Here is a 16,662-nt window from a genome sequence, read left to right as displayed (position 1 = left end):
GGACATCCTTTTCCGGCACGCGACCAGGGATCATCACGCAACGTGAATAGGTAGGCACATAGGTCGGTCTACCCATGTGCCGCCCGCGGCGGCGCGCCTACGCTTCACGCACTGTCGTCGGATCGGCCGCCCTCCAGGGGCGGCCTGGGGAAACCACCATGTCGGTAACACGCCAGAGCACGGCCCGGCCCCGCACCTCGCACGCGGCGGCGAACGGCGCCGAGCAGCGGCCGTGCTTCAGCTGGGAGATCATCGACACCCAGCACGGGCCCCAGGGGCTCGGGTCCTGCGGGGTCAGCCAGAGCAAGCCCGGAGCCCTGCGCGCGCTGTCCGAGGCGCTGCTGAGCGCCCGGCCCGGCACCGTCGGCGAGGTGTGGCGGACGCGGCCCAGCCTGGTCCGTCCGGCCGTGTACGTGTACGAGGGCCTCGTCGCGCGGGGCGTACACGATGGGAGCACCCTGTCGGTCGTCTGGCAGTGAGCCGGACCGCCGACGGGGAAGCCGGGCGGCCGTCCGGCCCGGGCGCGGACCGGGCCGGGCGCCCGCCCGGTGTCAGCTCCGGCACCGGTGCCGGCGCGGGCACCGGTGCCGGTGACGGCGGAGCCCCGCCCTCTCGCCGCCGCACGTGACGCGGGGCTTGATCGGGCGGGGCTCCCACGTTCCTCGACCGGCCGGTGGGCGGCGCGCCGCCCACCGGCCGTTCAGCTCGACGCAGCCGTTCAGCCAGCCGCGGCCGCCGCGAGGCGCGCGGCGGCGAGCTCGGCGTAGAGGGCGGCGCCGTCGGGCAGGACGCCGTCGTCGTAGCGGGCCTCGGGCGAGTGGTTGAACGCCGCGGAGCCCGGGTCGAGGTCGGGCGGGCACGCGCCGAGCGTCAGGAACGTCGAGGGGACCTCGTCGCAGACGAACGAGAAGTCCTCGGAGGCGGGCAGCGGCTGCGGCGCCTCGATGTAGCGGTTCTCGCCGTACACCTCGCGGATCGTGTCCGCGACGAACGCTGCCTCGCCCGCGTCGTTCACGGTGACCGGGTAGTCGACGACGTACTCGACGTCGGCTTCGAGCCCGTGCGCGCGGGCGATGCCGTGGACCACCTCGACGGCCGCCTTCTCCAGGCGTTCGTGCGCGCCGTGCGAGAACGAGCGGACGGTGCCGGTGAAGCGTGCCTCGTCCGGGATGACGTTGTCGCTCGTCCCCGAGTGGAACGAGCCGACCGTCAGCACCACCGGGTCGAACACGTCGAACCGGCGCGTCACCATCGTCTGGAGCGCGGTGACCATCTCGCACGCGGCGGGCAGCGGGTCGCGGGCGAGGTGCGGGGACGAGCCGTGCCCGCCCCGGCCGCGCACCGTGACGCGCAGCCGGTCGGCCGCCGCCATGATCGGGCCGCCCCGGCTCGCGAACAGGCCGTTCGGCAGCCCGGCCGACAGGACGTGCAGCGCGTACGCGGCGACGGGCCGCTCGCCGGCCGCGTCCAGCACCCCCTCGTCGATCATGATCTTGGCGCCGCCGTGGCCCTCCTCGCCGGGCTGGAACATGAAGACCACGTTGCCGGGCAGCCGGTCGCGGCGCGCGGCGAGGAGCCGGGCGGCGCCCGCGAGCATCGCGGTGTGCAGGTCGTGGCCGCACGCGTGCATCGCCCCGGGGACCTTGGAGACCACGGCGGCGTCGCCGCGCTCGGTGACCGGCAGCGCGTCCATGTCGCCGCGCAGCAGCACGGTCGGGCCGGGCAGCGCGCCCCGCAGCACGGCCGTCACCGACGACAGCCGCTCCCCGGTGGCGATCTCCAGCGGCAGCCCGTCGAGCGCGGCCAGCACCTTCTCCTGGGTGCGCGGCAGGTCCAGGCCGAGCTCGGGCTCGTGGTGCAGGGCACCGCGCAGCCGGACGAGGTCGTCGCGCAGCGCGGCGGCGTCGTCGCGCAGGGACCCGGGGACGTGCTGGGCGTGGCTCACCGATGCCTCCTTCGAACGGTTCCGTTCCCGCACGTTATCGCCGCTGTGCTCGCGCGCCCGCGCGCGGGTGGCGTCACTCGCCGACCGCGCCGTCCGCCAGCTCGCGCACGACGTCGAGGTGGCCGAGGTGCCGCGCGTACTCCTGGAGCAGGTGGAACAGGATCCAGATCAGCGACGCGGGCTCGTCCTGGAACCGTTCGCCCGGCTTGGCGGCCTCGTCCAGGGAGGCGGACGCGACGATCCGCCGCGACCGCTCCCACGTCTCGGCGGCCAGTGCCTTGAGGCCGTCGAGGGTCTCGTCCTCGCCGACCTTCCACGGGTTCTCGGGCCGCCCGCCGGGCCCGCGGTCGCCCCAGGGGTCGCCGACGTCCTCGGCCATGAAGCCCCACTGGAGCCAGCGGATCTCCACGTACGTCAGGTGCTTGAACAGCTCCAGCGGCGTCCAGCCGGACGGCAGAACGGCCGCGCGGAGCCGGTCCTCCGGAAAGCCCTCCAGCTTGCGCAGCAGCGCGCTGCGGTAGTAGTCGAGATAGCCCGTCAGCAGCTCGCGCGGGTCGGTGAGGGTGTCCGGCGGCTCGGACGGCATGTCGCTCGGCGTGATCATGGCCACGACCCTAACAATCAGGTGCGCAGCCAGGACGACAGGTTTCTGAGCAGCAGATGCGCGTCGTTCAGGCGCGCCTCGTCCTTCAGCGAGCGGTAGACGCCCCACTTCGGGGAGATGCCGCGCGAGCCCGGGGACCAGGTGGCGAGGCCGCCGCGTTCGACGTCGAGCACCCTGTCGCCGCCGGGCGCGGTGATCGTCCAGTGGACGTGCCCGGCGGGCGCCGGGCGGAACCCGACCTCCAGCTCCACGTCGATCCACCGGGCGCGCAGCGGGCCGAGGGCGGTCGCCCCCGCGATGGTCCGCGAGCGCGGCACGTTCAGCTCGACGGTGTCCCGGCCGTCCCGGTGCCGCAGCGAGATCATCAGGACGGGCTCGCCGCCCTTCCCGGACGGTGCGGACGCGAACATCTGGTGGACGTGGGTGAAGCTCGTCGTCGCGCGCAGCGCGCCCGTCAGGTACCACGACCAGCGGAACCGCCACGTCTCGCCCTCGGCGATCCGCCGCTCGCGGCCGCCGGTCCGCATCCCCCTGACCTCCTGCCGCTGCCGGTCGGGGTAGGTGTCGACGTCGCCGGGATGGTGCACGTCGAAGCGGTACATCGTGCCGAGCGCCCGGACGTGCGGGACGCCCGGATGGACGCCCGCCCGGTCGTCCTCGACGCTCGCGAACGCGTCCAGGCCGTCCCGGCGCGGATCCGGCGCCCACACCCGCCGCCACCCGGACCCGTTCACCGGACGCCCGCCTCTCCGATCATCGGCCGCGCGATCTGGTCCCGCGCGAACGGACGGCACGGCTCGCCCACTAGAAGGCGGTGTGGGACAGCCAGTGGTCGAGGAGGGGGCGGTCGCCGGTGACGGTGACCGCCGGGTCGTCCGGGGGAGGCGGCGGGACAGGACGCGCAGCAGGTCGGCGAGCGAGGCGGACACGTTCACGTCGCCCTCGGCGGACGAGCGCCGCGACGTGACGCCGTCAGGGGTGCGGGTGACCAGCCAGGCGGCGGGCGGGGCGCCGGTCGCGCGCCAGCCGAGGGTCTGCCCCTCGCCGCGCAGCCTGGCCAGTTGGGGCCGCGCCTTCTCGGCCCAGGGGCCCGACAGCATCAGCAGGGCCTCGTCGATCGCGTCGGCGGCGAGGTCGGGCGCGATCGTGAACGCGCCGCCCGTCGTCGCGGCGGCGTCGGCCTGGTGGACGGAGGTGTCGTTCAGCATCCGCCGCAGCCAGAACGCCGGCGGCTGCGGCCCGACGAACGACCACAGCGTCGCGTCCGGGCCCGCCTCCTCGGCCGCCGCGACCAGCAGATCCGCGCCCTCCAGCAGCCAGTCGCGCCAGGGCTCGGAGCCGTCCACCGGGACGCGGGACGGGCCGCCGGCCACCTCCTGCGAACGGGTCCGGACGAGCTCGGCCGCCCAGCGGTGCGCGCGCCCGACGTGGGCGACCAGGTCGCGCAGCGTCCATTCCGGGCAGGTGGGCACGCGGGCGTCCGGGTCGCCGCCGTCCACGTGGGCGGCGAACGCGGCGGTCTGCTCCCGGAGTCCTTCCGCGAGCCGCTCGGGGGTCGGCGCGGTGTCCACGTCCCTGTTCATGTCCATGCTCACGTCCTTGTCCATGTGCATGCTCCTCCGGTCCAAGTGTCTGTGAACGACGGGACGCGCTGCCACGCCTCGCGGTCGTGCGTCAGGGGGCTCCGGCGATGAGGGAGCGGTGGGACGGCATGAGGTCGGCCGGGAGGGCGCCGGGCTCGAACCAGCCCGCCTCCAGGATCTCGCGCCGGTCGACGCGCAGCGTCCCGCCGACCAGCTCGGCCTCGAACGCGACCTCCGCGCGGAGCCGGTAGCCGCTGGTGAGGCGGACGAGGCGGCCGGTCCGCACCTCCAGCGCCGTCTCCTCGCGGACCTCCCGGACGACGGTGTCCTCGAACGTCTCGCCGCGCTCGGCGTAGCCGGACGGCAGCCCCCACTGGCGTCCGTCCGGCCAGAGGCGGTGGCGCAGCAGCAGCACCCGGCCGTCGGCGTCGCGGACGACGCCGGTGACGCCGATCATGAACGTGGCCTGGCGCAGGAAGGCGAGCCGCCACTGGACGCGCCCGGAGAGCGACTTCCACAGGCGTGCGGTCAGATCGTCCATGAGTCCTTTGTCCGGTGGCGCCGTCAGGGGGCCGCCCGCTTCGGCGGCCTGGACCACCCTACGGAGCGGCGCGCGGCGGCGGGGCGCGGCGGGGGAATAGCGGCGGGAGGGGGGCCGTTCCGCTAGGGTAGTTGAACGTTCTACTAACGGAGGCGGGCATGCAGTTCGGGATCTTCAGCGTCGGCGACGTGACGCCCGACCCGACCACCGGGCGCGCCCCGACCGAGCACGAGCGGATCAAGGCCATGGTCGCGATCGCGGAGAAGGCCGAGGAGGTCGGGCTGGACGTCTTCGCGACCGGCGAGCACCACAACCCGCCGTTCGTGCCCTCGTCCCCGACGACCATGCTCGGCTACGTCGCGGCCCGCACCGAGCGGCTCGTGCTGTCCACCGCGACCACGCTGATCACCACGAACGACCCGGTCAAGATCGCCGAGGACTTCGCGATGCTCCAGCACCTCGCGGACGGCCGGGTCGACCTGACGATGGGGCGCGGCAACACCGGGCCCGTTTACCCGTGGTTCGGCAAGGACATCCGGGACGGCATCCCGCTCGCCGTCGAGAACTACGCCCTGCTGCACCGGCTCTGGCGCGAGGACGTCGTGGACTGGGAGGGCCGGCACCGCACGCCGCTCCAGTCGTTCACCTCGGCCCCGCGGCCCCTGGACGGTGTGCCGCCGTTCGTCTGGCACGGCTCGATCCGCAGCCCGGAGATCGCCGAGCAGGCCGCCTACTACGGCGACGGGTTCTTCCACAACAACATCTTCTGGCCCGCCGAGCACACCCGGCGGCTCGTGGAGCTGTACCGGCGGCGCTTCGAGCACTACGGCCACGGCTCCGCCGACCAGGCCATCGTGGGCCTCGGCGGCCAGGTGTTCATGCGCAGGAACTCGCAGGACGCGGTCCGCGAGTTCCGGCCCTACTTCGACAACGCCCCGGTGTACGGGCACGGGCCGTCCATGGAGGAGTTCACCGCCGAGACGCCGCTGACCGTCGGCAGCCCGCAGCAGGTGATCGAGCGCACGCTGTCGTTCCGCGAGTACGCGGGCGACTACCAGCGCCAGCTCTTCCTGATGGACCACGCGGGGCTGCCGCTCAAGACCGTGCTGGAGCAGCTCGACCTGCTCGGCGAGGAGGTCGTCCCGGTGCTGCGCAGGGAGTTCGGGATCGGACGTCCGGCGCACGTCCCGGACGCGCCCACCCACGCCTCGCTCCTCGCCGCCCGCCGCACCGCGGCCGCGACCGCCGCCGCGACCGCGGAGAAGGAGGGCGCGCGATGACCGGGACCCGCACGCTCGCCGTCGTCTCGGCCGGTCTCGGGCAGCCGTCCTCGACCCGCCTGCTGGCCGACCGGCTCGCCGCCGCGACCGCCGACGCCCTGCGCGAGCGGGGCTCCGGCGTCGTGGTGGAGCCGGTCGAGCTGCGCGACCACGCGCACGAGCTGACCGACAACCTGCTCACCGGCTTCCCGGCCGCGCCGCTGCGCGAGGTGATCGAGACGGTCACCGGCGCGGACGGGCTGATCGCGGTCACGCCGCTCTTCAACGCCTCGTACAGCGGCCTGTTCAAGACGTTCTTCGACGTCCTGGAGAAGGACGCGCTGGAGGGGCGGCCGGTGCTCGCGGGCGCGACCGGCGGCACGGCCCGCCACTCGCTCGCGCTCGACCACGCGGTCCGGCCGCTGCTGGCCTACCTGCGCGCGACCGTCGTCCCGACCGCGGTGTACGCCGCGTCCGAGGACTGGGGGAGCGCGGACGGCTCGAACGCCCTGGCCGGACGCGTCGCGCGGGCGGGCGCCGAGCTGGCCGCGCTGATCGCGGGCGGCGCTCCGGCCGTGCGCGCCGACCCGTACGAGGACCCGACGCCGTTCGAGCAGCTCCTCGCGTCCGGAGGGGCCTGACCTCGTTATTTTCGGCTTGACTTATATAAGTGCCCGCCGTATCTTCGCGGGGTGCACGCCTTCGACGTCCTCGGCGACCCCGTCCGGCGGCGGATCCTGGAGTTGCTCGCCGACGGCGAGATGAGCTCCGGGGCCGTCGGCGAGGTCGTCCAGCGGGAGTTCGGCATCTCGCAGCCCGCCGTGTCGCAGCATCTGAAGGTGCTGCGCGACGGCGGGTTCGCGACCGTGCGGCCGGAGGGCGCCCGGCGGCTCTACAGCGTCGCGCCCGAGCCGCTGCGCGAGATCGACGCGTGGCTGGACCGGTTCCGCCGCTTCTGGACGCCGCACCTCGACGCGCTCGCGACCGAGCTGGCGCGCGGCAGGCGTGCGCGCCGCGCCGGCGGACGACCGCCGGCCACCGACGACGAACCGGGGAGCAGTGGATGATCGAGGTCAGCGAGCAGGTCAACGCCGTACGGCGCAGGGTCGGCGAGCGCGTGCTGGAGGCCGGCGACGCGCGCACCGTGACCCTCGAACGGGTCTACGACGCCGAGGTCGAGGACGTCTGGGACGCGGTCACCAACCCCGAGCGGATCCCGCGCTGGTTCCTGCCGGTCTCGGGCGACCTGCGCCTCGGCGGGCGCTACCAGCTCGAAGGCAACGCGGGCGGGACGATCGAGAGGTGCGAGCCGCCCACGGCCTTCTTCGCCACCTGGGAGTTCAACGGCGAGGTGAGCTGGATCGACGTACGGCTCGCCGCCGAGCCCGACGGCCGCACGCGCCTCGTCCTGGAGCACATCGCGCACGTGGACGACGAGCGGTGGGCCGAGTTCGGGCCGGGCGCGGTCGGCATCGGCTGGGACATGACGCTGTACGGCCTCTCCAACCATCTCGCGACCGGCGTGTCCATGGACCCCGAGGAGGCGGCGGCCTGGGCGGAGTCCGAGGACGGCGTCCGGCTCATGAGGCTCAGCGGTGAGGCGTGGTACGAGGCGCACGCCGAGTCGGGCGCCGACAAGGCGTTCGCCCGCGCGGTCGCCGACCGCACCATCGCCGCCTACACCGCCGCTCCCGAGTCCTGACCGGTCCGCGGGGGCCTCAGGTGGCGGCCTCGTCCACCAGCAGGGTCTGGAGGACGCGGCCGAGGTCGCCGTCGCGGTCGGCCAGGGTCGCCTCGACCAGGCCGCTGCCGCCCGGGTCGGCGTGCAGCGCCGCCCACATCCGCAGCCACTCGCCGGACGGGTCGCGGTGCAGCGCGACGGTCAGGTCGGTGTTGATGACCAGCCACTTGGCGAAGTCGAGCTCGCTGCCGAGCCCGGACGCGCTGTCGGCGAGCAGGAGCGCCCGTTGCAGCGGCGAGACGGCCTCGCCCGCGACGAGCGGGATCCGGGTGCGCGCCCACACCGCGCCGGGCCCGGGACGTCCGAACGACCCTTCGGTGAACCGCCACTCCATCGCCGCGATGTAGCCGTCCACGTGCGCGCCGGACCAGGCGGTGCTCCGCGTGCGGGCGTCCGGGCCGAGGTCGGGCAGCGGCGGCGGCGCGGGCGCGTTCGCGGTCGGTTCGAGCGCGGCGGGCGCGGCGGCGATCCGCCAGGCCGAGGCGCGCGCGACCGGCCGCCCCTCGTGGGTCATCTCGGCTTCGAGCAGCGTGATCCGCCGTCCCGGCCGTACGGTCCGGGCGGTGACGCGCAGCTCCGCCACCGGCACGGGGCCGAGGATCTCCAGCGTCACGCGCGCGACCCGCGTGCCCGGCGCCGGCTCGTGCCGTTCGAACGCGCGGCCCATCAGCGCCGCGACGGGGCCCGCGTGCTGGAAGTCCGGCGACCAGGGGCCCGCCGTGGCCACCGTGCTCGCGAACGCGCCGTCCTCGCCGAGCGGCTCGTAAAACGCGTTGGCGGGGAAATCGGCCGATGCCATCCTGGTTCTCCTCTCGACCCGGTACCGTCCCATGCTTCCAGAACGGTCGGCCCGGAACGCGAAAGGGGACACCCATAACCACGGTCCTGCACGGCCTCGACGCGATCGGCTGGGACGCCCTGCGCCACGCCTACGGCGCCGCCGGCGACGTCCCCGCCCTGCTCCGCGCCATCGCGGACGGTGACGACCCGCTGGGCGCGGTGGACGAGCTCGACGTCAAGATCTACCACCAGGGCGGCGCGGTCTTCTCCGCGGCGGCGGCCGCCCTGCCGTTCCTCACCGGCCTCGCCGCGAGCGCCGAGACCGATGCCGGCGTCCGCGCCGCGATCCTCGACACGGTCGGACGGCTCGCCGACGAGGCGCGGCTCGCGGACGCCCGCGCCATCGCCCGGGAGTGGCCCGCCGCGTGGGACGCCGCTCTTCCCCGGCTCCTCGCCCTCCTCGCCGACCCCGACGCCGTCGTGCGGCGGGCGGCGGTCAGCGCCCTGGACGGCGCGGCGGCCGACGCCGACACCGTGACCATGGCGCTGCGCGCCCGCCGCCCGGACGAGGACGATCCCGCCGCCCGCCTCGAAGCCGTCCTCGTCGTCGGGGCCTCGCCAAGGCCGCGACCGCCGCCGTCCTGCCCGAGACCCTGGCCTGGCTCCGCGACCTGTGCGGCGACCCCGACCCCGACACCCGGCTCGCTGCGCTGCTCGCGCTCGCGGAGGCCGTCCCGGCGCAGCGCCTCGGGGACGACCTGGACGCCGTCGTCGCCGCGGCCCGCCAGGCCGAGCCGGACGTGTGGCGGGACGTCCCGCACGTCGGAGACATGCCGGACGACCTGGTCGCGACGTACGGCGGCATGCCCGCACGCCTCGTCACGTGGATCGGCGCGCACCTGGAGGACGAGGTGCCCGCGCGGACGCGCCTCTGCCTGGCGTTCGGCGGCGACCGCGACGCCGACCGGCGCATCGGCGCCGTGCGGAACGCCGCCGACCTCCTCAGCGCCTGGCGTTCCCCGGCCGGACGGCTCGTGCCCCTGCTCGCCGAACGCACCGCCGACGGCGGCGGGCCCGCCCGCGCCTACGCCACCCACGTCCTCGCCGCGATGGCCGGGGGACCGGACGGCGCGCGCGACGGCGAGGTGTTCGCCGCGCGCCTGGACGACCCGCACCGCCTGGCGCGGCACAACGAGCAGACCGTCGCGGACGTCGCCGCCTGGGGCCTCGCCCGGCTCGGCGACGCGCGCTGCGTCCCGTACCTCGCCGAACGGCTCGCCGCGCCGAACCTCGGCTACGGGACGGCGGTCGTCGGGGGCACCGGCGGCGCCGGGTACTCGACGTGGCTGCCGGCGGCCCAGCAGGTGCTGGAGCCGCTGCGCGACCACGCCGGCGTCCTGCTCCCGGTCGTCCGCGAACGCCTCCGGAACGGCACGGCAAGCGACCAGCGGGCCTTGGCCGACCTGCTCGAACGATGGGGGAGCGCGTCGTCCCCGGCCGTCCCCGAGCTGATCCCGCTGCTCGGCACGCAAGCGCACATCGCGGCGGTGAACGCGCTCGCGGCGATCGGCCCCGCCGCCGCCGAGGCCGCGCCCGTCCTGGAGGAGATGTGGCACCGGCCGCCCGAAGGGCTGCCGGAATGGAGCCGGAGGCAGTCCGCGTGCGCGCTGCCGTGGGCGCTCTGGAAGATCGCCGGTGACGCGGCGGCGGCGCGCGCGGTGGCGGACGCCGCGTTCGCAGGCGCGCCCCGCGATGTGGCCTGGGGGTACGTCGCGGACGTCGGCGGCCACGCGGACACCTGCACCGGTCGCCTGCGCACGCTGCTCGACCACCGCGACGACTGGACGCGCGTCCGCGCGGCGCACGCGCTCTTCCGGGTGACCGGCGATCCGAGCGGGGCGTCCGAGACGCTGTACCACGAGATCTATCCGATCACCCGCGGCGAGTACCTGCCGGTCAGATGGGCCGCGGCCCGCCACCTCGCGGAGATCGGACCCGCCCCCGAACCCGTCCACTGGGCGCTGCGCGACATCCTCGACTCCGACCGCCGCCACCACGTGAACACCGGCTGGCAGGCGTTCGCCGAGGACCGCGAACTCCGCGACCTCGCCGCCCGCCTGCTCGCGGACACCGAGAATCACTGAGGCGGCCTCGGCCACGGCGCGAGTGCGTTAACTGTCCGGGGAAGGCGAAGCCGAAGGCGAGCCTTCCCCGGACAGATCCCGAAGCGATGCAGCACTCGCAAAGCAACGGTCAGGCCGCGAGCCGTTAGGCGAGCGGCCTGGGCCGGGGCTTAATCAACACCGTCCTCCAGGTCGCCTTCGATCTGGAGGTAGAGGCTCTTGAGAGCTTCGAGCGTCTCCGGCTCCGGGTGCTCCCACAGGTCGCGGTCGGCGGCTTCGAGGAGCCGCTCGGTGATGCCGTGCAGCGCCCACGGGTTGGACTGCTTGAAGAACTCCTGGTTCTCGGGGTCGAGCGCGTACGTGCGGGCGAGCTTCTCGTACATCCAGTCGGCCACCACGCCCGCCGTCGCGTCGTACCCGAACAGGTAGTCGACGGTCGCGGCCAGCTCGAACGCGCCCTTGTAGCCGTGCCGGCGCATCGCGGCGAGCCAGCGCGGGTTGACGACGCGGGCGCGGAAGACGCGAGAGGTCTCCTCGTTGAGCGTGCGGGTGCGGACCGCGTCCGGGCGGGTGCTGTCGCCGATGTACGCCTTCGGCGCGGAACCGGTCAGCGCCCGCACGGTCGCGATCATGCCGCCGTGGTACTGGAAGTAGTCGTCGGAGTCGGCGATGTCGTGCTCGCGGGTGTCGGTGTTCTTCGCCGCGACGCTGATCCGCCGGTACGCGGTCTCCATGTCGCCGCGCGCGGGACGCCGTCGAGCCCCCGCCCGTACGCGAACCCGCCCCACACCGCGTACACCTCGGCGAGGTCGGAGTCGTCGCGCCAGTTGCGGCTGTCGATCAGCGGCAGGATGCCCGCGCCGTACGCGCCGGGCCGCGACCCGAACACGCGCATCGTGGCGCGGCGCTCGTCGCCGTGCTCGGCCCGGTCCGCCCGGACGTGCGCGCGCACGTAGTTGGCCTCGTCCGGCTCGTCCTGCTCGGCGGCGAGCCGTACCGCGTCGTCCAGCATGGTCACCGCGTGCGGGAACGCGTCGCGGAAGAACCCGCTGATCCGCACCGTCACGTCGATGCGCGGGCGGCCGAGCTCGTCCGGCGCGATCGCCTCCAGGCCCGTCACCCGCCGGGACGCCTCGTCCCACACGGGCCGGACGCCGAGCAGCGCGAGCACCTCGGCGATGTCGTCGCCGGACGTGCGCATGGCGCTCGTCCCCCAGACCGACAGGCCGACCGAGCGCGGCCACTCGCCGGTGTCCTCGCGGTACCGGGCGAGCAGCGAGTCGGCCATCGCCCGGCCCGTCTCCCAGGCCAGGCGGCTCGGGACGGCCTTCGGGTCGACGGAGTAGAAGTTGCGGCCGGTCGGCAGCACGTTGATCAGCCCGCGCAGCGGCGACCCCGACGGGCCCGCCGGAACGTACCCGCCGTCCAGCGCGTGCAGCACCATGCCGATCTCGTCGCGCGTGCGGTCCAGCCGCGGCACGACCTCGGTGGCGGCGAACCGCAGCACGTCGGCGACCACCGGCGCGTTCGCGGTCTTGGCGGTCTCGGCGACCGCGGCCGCCTCCGCCGGGTCCCAGCCGCGCTCCTCCATCGCCGCGACCAGCGACCGCGCCCGCTCCTCGAACGCGTCGACCTCGCCGCGGTCGGTGCTGTCCTCGTCCATGCCGAGCGCCTCGCGCAGGCCGGGCAGCGTCACCGCGCCGCCCCACATCTGCCGGGCGCGCAGCATCGCCAGCACCAGGTCGACGCGCGTGTCGCCCTCCGGCGCGGCGCCGAGGACGTGCAGGCCGTCGCGGATCTGGACGTCCTTGATCTCGCACAGCCAGCCGTCCACGTGCAGCAGGAAGTCGTCGAACTCGGCGTCGTGCGGCCGGTCGTCCAGCCCGAGGTCGTGGTCGAGCCGCGCGGCCTGGATCAGCGTCCAGATCTGCGCGCGGATCGCGGGGAGCTTCGCCGGGTCGAGCGCGGCGATGTTGGCGTGCTCGTCCATGAGCTGTTCGAGCCGCGCGATGTCGCCGTAGCTCTCCGCCCGCGCCATCGGCGGGATCAGGTGGTCGACCAGCGTCGCGTGCGCGCGCCGCTTGGCCTGCGTGCCCTCGCCCGGGTCGTTCACCAGGAACGGGTAGATCAGCGGCAGGTCCCGAGCGCGGCGTCCGGCCCGCAGCTCGCCGACATCCCGGCGGCCTTGCCGGGCAGCCACTCCAGGTTGCCGTGCTTGCCGACGTGGACGACCGCGTGCGCGCCGAACGCGTCCTCCAGCCACCGGTACGCGGCCAGGTAGTGGTGGCTCGGCGGCAGGTCGGGGTCGTGGTAGATCGCCACCGGGTTCTCGCCGAACCCGCGGGGCGGCTGCACCATGACGACCACGTTGCCCGAACGCAGCGCGGCGAGCACGATCTCGCCGTCCGGGTCGCGCGAGTCGTCCACGAACAGCTCGCCGGGCGGCGGGCCCCAGTGCCGTTCGATCCCCTCGCGGAGATCCTGCGGCAGCGTCGCGTACCACGCCCGGTACCGCGCGGCCGGGATGCGCACCGGGTTGCCGGTGAGCTGCTCCTCGGTCAGCCACTCGGCGTCCTGCCCGCCCGCCGCGATCAGCGCGTGCATCAGCGCGTCGCCTTCGGCGGGCAGCTCGTCGCCGATGTCGTAGCCGCGCCCGCGCATCTCCGCGAGCAGCTTCACGACGCTCGCGGGCGTGTCGAGCCCGACCGCGTTGCCGATCCGCGCGTGCTTGGTCGGGTAGGCCGACAGCATCAGCGCGACGCGCCGTTCGCCCGGCGCGACGTGCCGGAGCGCGCCGTGCCGCACCGCGATCCCGGCGACCCTGAGCGCCCGCTCCTCGTCGGCGACGTAGACGCTGAGGCCGTCCTCGTCGATCTGCTTGAACGAGAACGGGACCGTGATCAGCCGGCCGTCGAACTCGGGCACCGCCACCTGCGTGGCCGTGTCCAGGGGCGACAGCCCGTCGTCGTTGCGCTCCCAGGCCGAACGCTCGCTGGTCAGGCACAGCCCTTGCAGGATCGGGACGTCCAGGTCCGCCAGCGCGCCCACGTCCCACGCCTCGTCGTCGCCGCCCGCCCCGGCGAACGCGGGCTTCGTCCCACCGGCCGCGAGTACCGTCACCACCAGCGCGTCCGCGCGGCCGAGCGTCTCCAGCAGCCCGGCGTCGGCCGTGCGCAGCGACGCGCAGAACACCGGCAGCGCCCGCCCGCCCTTCGCCTCGATCGCCCGGCACAGCGCCTCGACGAACGCGGTGTTGCCGGCCAGGTGGTGGGCCCGGTAGTACAGGACCCCGACGAGCGGGCCCCCGTTGTCGTCCGCGTCCCGTTCCAGCACGCCCCATGTCGGCGTGGCGGCGGGCGGACCGAAACCGTGCCCCGTCAGCAGCACGGTGTCCGACAGGAACCGGAACAGCTCCCCGAGGTTGCCCGGCCCGCCGTGCGCCAGGTACGCGTGCGCCTCCGCCGCGACCCCGGCCGGAACGGTCGAGAGCTCCATCAGCTCCGCGTCGGGAGCCTGCTCCCCGCTGAGCACGACCACGGGCCGCGGCCCGGCCAGCAGCGCGTCGAGCCCCTCTTCCCAGGCCCGCCGCCCGCCGAGCAGCCGCACGACCACCAGGTCGGTGCCGTCCACCAAGGCGGGAAGGTCGTCGAGCGCCACCCGCGCGGGGTTGGCCAGGCGGAACCCGGCGCCGCTCGCACGGGCGCTGAGCAGGTCGGTGTCCGAGGTGGACAGCAGCAAGATCACGTGGATCGAGTCCTCACCCGGGGTCCTCGCCCCGAATCGCAGAGTCCAACGGCGGCGGCACGGAGTCTCCTGGCTCCCGGATCAACGCTCGCCCCGGCCTTCCCGCTCGCACGGTGGCCTTCGACGGGGTCCGCTCCCCGGTGACAGTGGCGGGACCGCGCCGGATTCGCACCGGCTTCCTCCCTTGTCGCCGCACACACCCTAACCCGACCGCGCCACGGCCACGCCCTCGCACTCCGCCCACACGACCTTCCCGCCCTCCGCCAGCGGCCGCGCCCCCCACCTCCGCACGAGCGCCCCGATCAGGAGCAGCCCCCGCCCGTTCTCCGCCCCGGGATCGAACGGCCGCACCACCGGCGGCGCGTCCGACCGATCCCACACCTCGATCACCGGCCGACCGTCCAGGGCGAACACCCGCACCACCACCGGGTCCCCGTCCCGCGACCCGTGCCGGATCGCGTTGGTGACCAACTCGCTCACCACCGTCCGCGCCACGTGATCGTCCAGCCCCCACTCCCCGAACACGAGCGCCACGAATTCCCGCGCTTCCTTGACCGCCTCGGGAACCGCCTTCACCACGACCGCCGCCGCCTCCGCCATAGCCGTTCACCTCCCGAAAGATTCGCTGAGTCACCGGCCAATCTCCCTCGAAGTCCAGCCTGTGGAATCTCATCGCGTTCTACCTGCGGCTTCTCCGCACCCAGCACGGCCAGTCAGGCGAGGCGCTCGGCCGGATCATGAACTCCGGCAAGGCGACTGTTTCGCGCATCGAGAACGGCGAGGCCCGTCTGGACGGAACCCGCGCCGCGCTCGTGGACAAGGGCTGGAATACCGGCGGCCTCTTCGGCTTCCTGGTCTGGTACGCCTCGCTCGGCCACGACCCCGAGTGGTTCGGCCGCTACGTGACGTTCGAGCAGCGCGCCCGCCTCATCCGCATCTTCGAGCCGCTCACCGTCCCCGGCCTCTTCCAGCAGGAGGACTACGCCCGCGCCCTCCTCGCCTCCGGCGGCGCGGCGGATCCTGAAGCCGTTTTCCGCGAACGCATGGAGCGGCAAGCGATACTTGAGCGGGCCTTTATCACCGCAGTGGTGAGCGAAGCGGCACTGCGGTGGCCGGTCGGCACTCCCGAGATCATGCGCTCCCAACTCCAGCATCTGCTGGAGTTGGCGGAACGGCCGAACGTCGTGATCCTTGTGGTCCCCATGTCATTCGACACCGGGGCGTACGCGGGTTTGAATGGTCCCATGATGTTGCTCTCCGGCGATGGTTTCGGGGAGTTGGCGTACGCCGATTCGCCGCTCGGCGGACGGCTCGTATCGTCACCGTCCGACGTAGGCGAATTCGCGGTCATGTACGCGCGGATCAGCGCGAAGGCGCTGCCTCAAGGGTTGTCGAAGAACCTGATTGAGACGGTATTGGAGGCGTTCAGTGACGACGTGGCGTAAGAGCAGTCACAGCGGCACTCAGCACAGCGACTGTGTCGAGGTCACTGCCCTTGCCCCCGCCGTTTGGCGTAAGAGCTGGCATAGCGGTGATGACGGCGGCAACTGTGTGGAGTTGGCGTCCTCGTCCGGCAAGGTCGGAGTGCGGGACAGTAAGGATGCGGCGGGTGGGGTGCTCGTCTTCGCGCGTTCGGACTTCCGGGTGTTCGTCGAGGTCGTGAAGCGGCGGTAGGGCGGGTGTCGCTACCGGTGACCAGTCGGGTGCGCGTCACGCGCCGGGGCCGGCGCGTCGGCGGGCGGCTTCGGTCAGGGGACGTGCACGGTCGTCTGCGGGCCGCCGGGCGTGGTGCCGATGGCGAAGTGGAAAACGATCTCCGCGGGGTGTTTGTTCTTCTCGATCGGGACGCAGACCGGGTGGGGTGAGGTCACTACGCCGTCGCGGGGGATTCTCGCGCCGGGGCGGTCGGTCACGCAGGTGTCGCGGGAACGGATCTGCCGGGTGAGGTCCACGACGCTCGCCATGTCCTCGCCGTTGAGGTCGAGCATGTCGAAACCGACGGGCTCACCGCCGGGGTTCTCGATGCGCCAGCCGAAGCGGTAACCGCGGGCGCCGTCGGAGCCCGTCCAGGGTTCGTAGCCGGTGACCTTGACCGTGAGCCGGCCGTTCTGGCCGCAGGGGCGCGGGGCGCACGGCTTCGGCACGCCGAAGCAGACGCGGTACTTGCCGCTTTTCGTGGGCGTCGGAACGGGCGGGCAGGACCATGTCTGGCCGGGGGCAGGGGTGCGTCCGAGGGGGAGGCGGCCGTCCGGGGCGGCTGCTCGGTGCCGCAGGCGGTCGCGAGGCAGAGCAGCGCCGGGAGCGTCAGGAGGGGCGTCCAGCGGGGCATGCGCGGCAGCGTA

The 16,662-nt window shown here is 74.0% G+C and carries 16 protein-coding genes, 1 pseudogene and 1 riboswitch; of the genes and pseudogenes, 8 read left to right on the top strand and 9 right to left on the bottom strand.

Annotated features, from left to right (window positions below; all coding sequences use genetic code 11):
* Positions 1-158 precede the first annotated feature (158 nt).
* A complete protein-coding gene (locus tag GEV43_RS45525; protein WP_160826788.1) occupies positions 159-479 on the top strand; it encodes a hypothetical protein in 321 nt (106 codons plus the stop codon).
* A gap of 239 nt (positions 480-718) precedes the next feature.
* On the opposite strand, the gene GEV43_RS45520 is transcribed toward GEV43_RS45525, so the two are convergent.
* The 4 genes from GEV43_RS45520 to GEV43_RS45500 all read right to left on the bottom strand — a co-directional run bounded on the left by GEV43_RS45520 (position 719) and on the right by GEV43_RS45500 (position 4,673).
* Positions 719-1,945 (bottom strand): M20 family metallopeptidase, encoded by a 1,227-nt coding sequence (locus GEV43_RS45520; RefSeq protein ID WP_160826787.1) that lies wholly within the window; start codon positions 1,943-1,945, stop codon positions 719-721.
* Between the two features lie 73 nt (positions 1,946-2,018).
* The gene (locus GEV43_RS45515) at positions 2,019-2,549 is read right to left on the bottom strand and encodes a DinB family protein (RefSeq protein ID WP_160826786.1); all 531 of its coding nucleotides are present in this window, start codon (positions 2,547-2,549) and stop codon (positions 2,019-2,021) included.
* Between the two features lie 17 nt (positions 2,550-2,566).
* Positions 2,567-4,156 carry a maleylpyruvate isomerase family mycothiol-dependent enzyme gene (locus GEV43_RS48915; RefSeq protein WP_206681730.1) on the bottom strand — a complete coding sequence of 530 codons (1,590 nt, stop codon included), beginning with the start codon at positions 4,154-4,156 and terminating at the stop codon, positions 2,567-2,569.
* A gap of 67 nt (positions 4,157-4,223) precedes the next feature.
* The gene (locus tag GEV43_RS45500) at positions 4,224-4,673 is read right to left on the bottom strand and encodes an NUDIX domain-containing protein (RefSeq protein WP_160826784.1); all 450 of its coding nucleotides are present in this window, start codon (positions 4,671-4,673) and stop codon (positions 4,224-4,226) included.
* A gap of 158 nt (positions 4,674-4,831) precedes the next feature.
* On the opposite strand from GEV43_RS45500, the gene GEV43_RS45495 reads away from it, so the two are divergent.
* From GEV43_RS45495 to GEV43_RS45480, 4 genes are read left to right on the top strand one after another with little or no spacing between them, the layout of a single operon-like run.
* Positions 4,832-5,953, top strand: coding sequence for an LLM class flavin-dependent oxidoreductase (locus tag GEV43_RS45495; RefSeq protein ID WP_160826783.1), 1,122 nt, complete (start codon positions 4,832-4,834; stop codon positions 5,951-5,953).
* Positions 5,950-6,573: an FMN reductase gene (locus GEV43_RS45490; RefSeq protein ID WP_160826782.1), complete on the top strand. Its 624-nt coding sequence runs from the start codon at positions 5,950-5,952 to the stop codon at positions 6,571-6,573. The genes GEV43_RS45495 and GEV43_RS45490 overlap by 4 nt, the downstream gene beginning before the upstream one ends.
* Positions 6,574-6,624: 51 nt before the next feature.
* A complete protein-coding gene (locus tag GEV43_RS45485) occupies positions 6,625-6,999 on the top strand; it encodes a helix-turn-helix transcriptional regulator (protein ID WP_160826781.1) in 375 nt (124 codons plus the stop codon).
* A complete protein-coding gene (locus GEV43_RS45480; protein ID WP_160826780.1) occupies positions 6,996-7,634 on the top strand; it encodes an SRPBCC family protein in 639 nt (212 codons plus the stop codon). Before GEV43_RS45485 ends, GEV43_RS45480 begins: the two co-directional genes overlap by 4 nt.
* Positions 7,635-7,650: 16 nt before the next feature.
* Here GEV43_RS45480 and GEV43_RS45475 read toward each other — a convergent pair whose 3' ends face one another.
* The gene (locus GEV43_RS45475) at positions 7,651-8,472 is read right to left on the bottom strand and encodes a thioesterase family protein (RefSeq protein WP_160826779.1); all 822 of its coding nucleotides are present in this window, start codon (positions 8,470-8,472) and stop codon (positions 7,651-7,653) included.
* 223 nt (positions 8,473-8,695) lie between these two features.
* Positions 8,696-9,274, bottom strand: a complete 579-nt coding sequence (locus GEV43_RS45470) for a hypothetical protein (RefSeq protein ID WP_160826778.1) — start codon at positions 9,272-9,274, stop codon at positions 8,696-8,698.
* Between the two features lie 9 nt (positions 9,275-9,283).
* On the opposite strand from GEV43_RS45470, the gene GEV43_RS45465 reads away from it, so the two are divergent.
* Positions 9,284-10,597: a hypothetical protein gene (locus GEV43_RS45465; protein ID WP_160826777.1), complete on the top strand. Its 1,314-nt coding sequence runs from the start codon at positions 9,284-9,286 to the stop codon at positions 10,595-10,597.
* Positions 10,598-10,746: 149 nt separating this feature from the next.
* Here GEV43_RS45465 and cobN read toward each other — a convergent pair.
* Positions 10,747-14,326: pseudogene (cobN, locus tag GEV43_RS45460) on the bottom strand (cobaltochelatase subunit CobN).
* A gap of 56 nt (positions 14,327-14,382) precedes the next feature.
* Positions 14,383-14,502: riboswitch (cobalamin riboswitch) on the bottom strand.
* A gap of 19 nt (positions 14,503-14,521) precedes the next feature.
* On the bottom strand, positions 14,522-14,920 hold the full coding sequence (locus tag GEV43_RS45455) for an ATP-binding protein (protein WP_160826776.1): 399 nt from the start codon (positions 14,918-14,920) through the stop codon (positions 14,522-14,524).
* 137 nt (positions 14,921-15,057) lie between these two features.
* Here GEV43_RS45455 and GEV43_RS45450 point away from each other — a divergent pair, with 137 nt between their 5' ends.
* Together GEV43_RS45450 and GEV43_RS45445 are read left to right on the top strand one after the other, a co-directional pair.
* Positions 15,058-15,765: a DUF5753 domain-containing protein gene (locus GEV43_RS45450; protein ID WP_160826775.1), complete on the top strand. Its 708-nt coding sequence runs from the start codon at positions 15,058-15,060 to the stop codon at positions 15,763-15,765.
* Positions 15,749-15,994, top strand: a complete 246-nt coding sequence (locus GEV43_RS45445; protein ID WP_309240336.1) for a DUF397 domain-containing protein — start codon at positions 15,749-15,751, stop codon at positions 15,992-15,994. The genes GEV43_RS45450 and GEV43_RS45445 overlap by 17 nt, the downstream gene beginning before the upstream one ends.
* Positions 15,995-16,068: 74 nt before the next feature.
* Here the strand turns inward: GEV43_RS45445 and GEV43_RS45440 are convergent, their stop codons facing one another.
* On the bottom strand, positions 16,069-16,464 hold the full coding sequence (locus GEV43_RS45440) for a hypothetical protein (protein WP_160826773.1): 396 nt from the start codon (positions 16,462-16,464) through the stop codon (positions 16,069-16,071).
* Between the last annotated feature and the right edge of the window lie 198 nt (positions 16,465-16,662).

This window comes from Actinomadura sp. J1-007 (assembly GCF_009793335.1).
In the GTDB taxonomy this organism is placed as follows: domain Bacteria; phylum Actinomycetota; class Actinomycetes; order Streptosporangiales; family Streptosporangiaceae; genus Spirillospora; species Spirillospora yumaensis.
The sequence above is the reverse complement of the archived record's forward strand: the minus strand, read 5'-3'. Positions and strand labels throughout refer to the sequence as shown.

What these genes read in the sequence shown, in the direction of transcription:
- GEV43_RS45465 (WP_160826777.1), top strand. Translation starts at nt 9,284, where the DNA reads ATGCCGGACGACCTGGTCGCGACGTACGGCGGCATGCCCGCACGCCTC.
- GEV43_RS45525 (WP_160826788.1), top strand. Translation starts at nt 159, where the DNA reads ATGTCGGTAACACGCCAGAGCACGGCCCGGCCCCGCACCTCGCACGCG.
- GEV43_RS45450 (WP_160826775.1), top strand. Translation starts at nt 15,058, where the DNA reads ATGAACTCCGGCAAGGCGACTGTTTCGCGCATCGAGAACGGCGAGGCC.
- GEV43_RS45500 (WP_160826784.1), bottom strand. Translation starts at nt 4,673, where the DNA reads ATGGACGATCTGACCGCACGCCTGTGGAAGTCGCTCTCCGGGCGCGTC.
- GEV43_RS45495 (WP_160826783.1), top strand. Translation starts at nt 4,832, where the DNA reads ATGCAGTTCGGGATCTTCAGCGTCGGCGACGTGACGCCCGACCCGACC.
- GEV43_RS48915 (WP_206681730.1), bottom strand. Translation starts at nt 4,156, where the DNA reads ATGGACAAGGACGTGAGCATGGACATGAACAGGGACGTGGACACCGCG.
- GEV43_RS45490 (WP_160826782.1), top strand. Translation starts at nt 5,950, where the DNA reads ATGACCGGGACCCGCACGCTCGCCGTCGTCTCGGCCGGTCTCGGGCAG.
- GEV43_RS45480 (WP_160826780.1), top strand. Translation starts at nt 6,996, where the DNA reads ATGATCGAGGTCAGCGAGCAGGTCAACGCCGTACGGCGCAGGGTCGGC.
- GEV43_RS45515 (WP_160826786.1), bottom strand. Translation starts at nt 2,549, where the DNA reads ATGATCACGCCGAGCGACATGCCGTCCGAGCCGCCGGACACCCTCACC.
- GEV43_RS45475 (WP_160826779.1), bottom strand. Translation starts at nt 8,472, where the DNA reads ATGGCATCGGCCGATTTCCCCGCCAACGCGTTTTACGAGCCGCTCGGC.
- GEV43_RS45455 (WP_160826776.1), bottom strand. Translation starts at nt 14,920, where the DNA reads ATGGCGGAGGCGGCGGCGGTCGTGGTGAAGGCGGTTCCCGAGGCGGTC.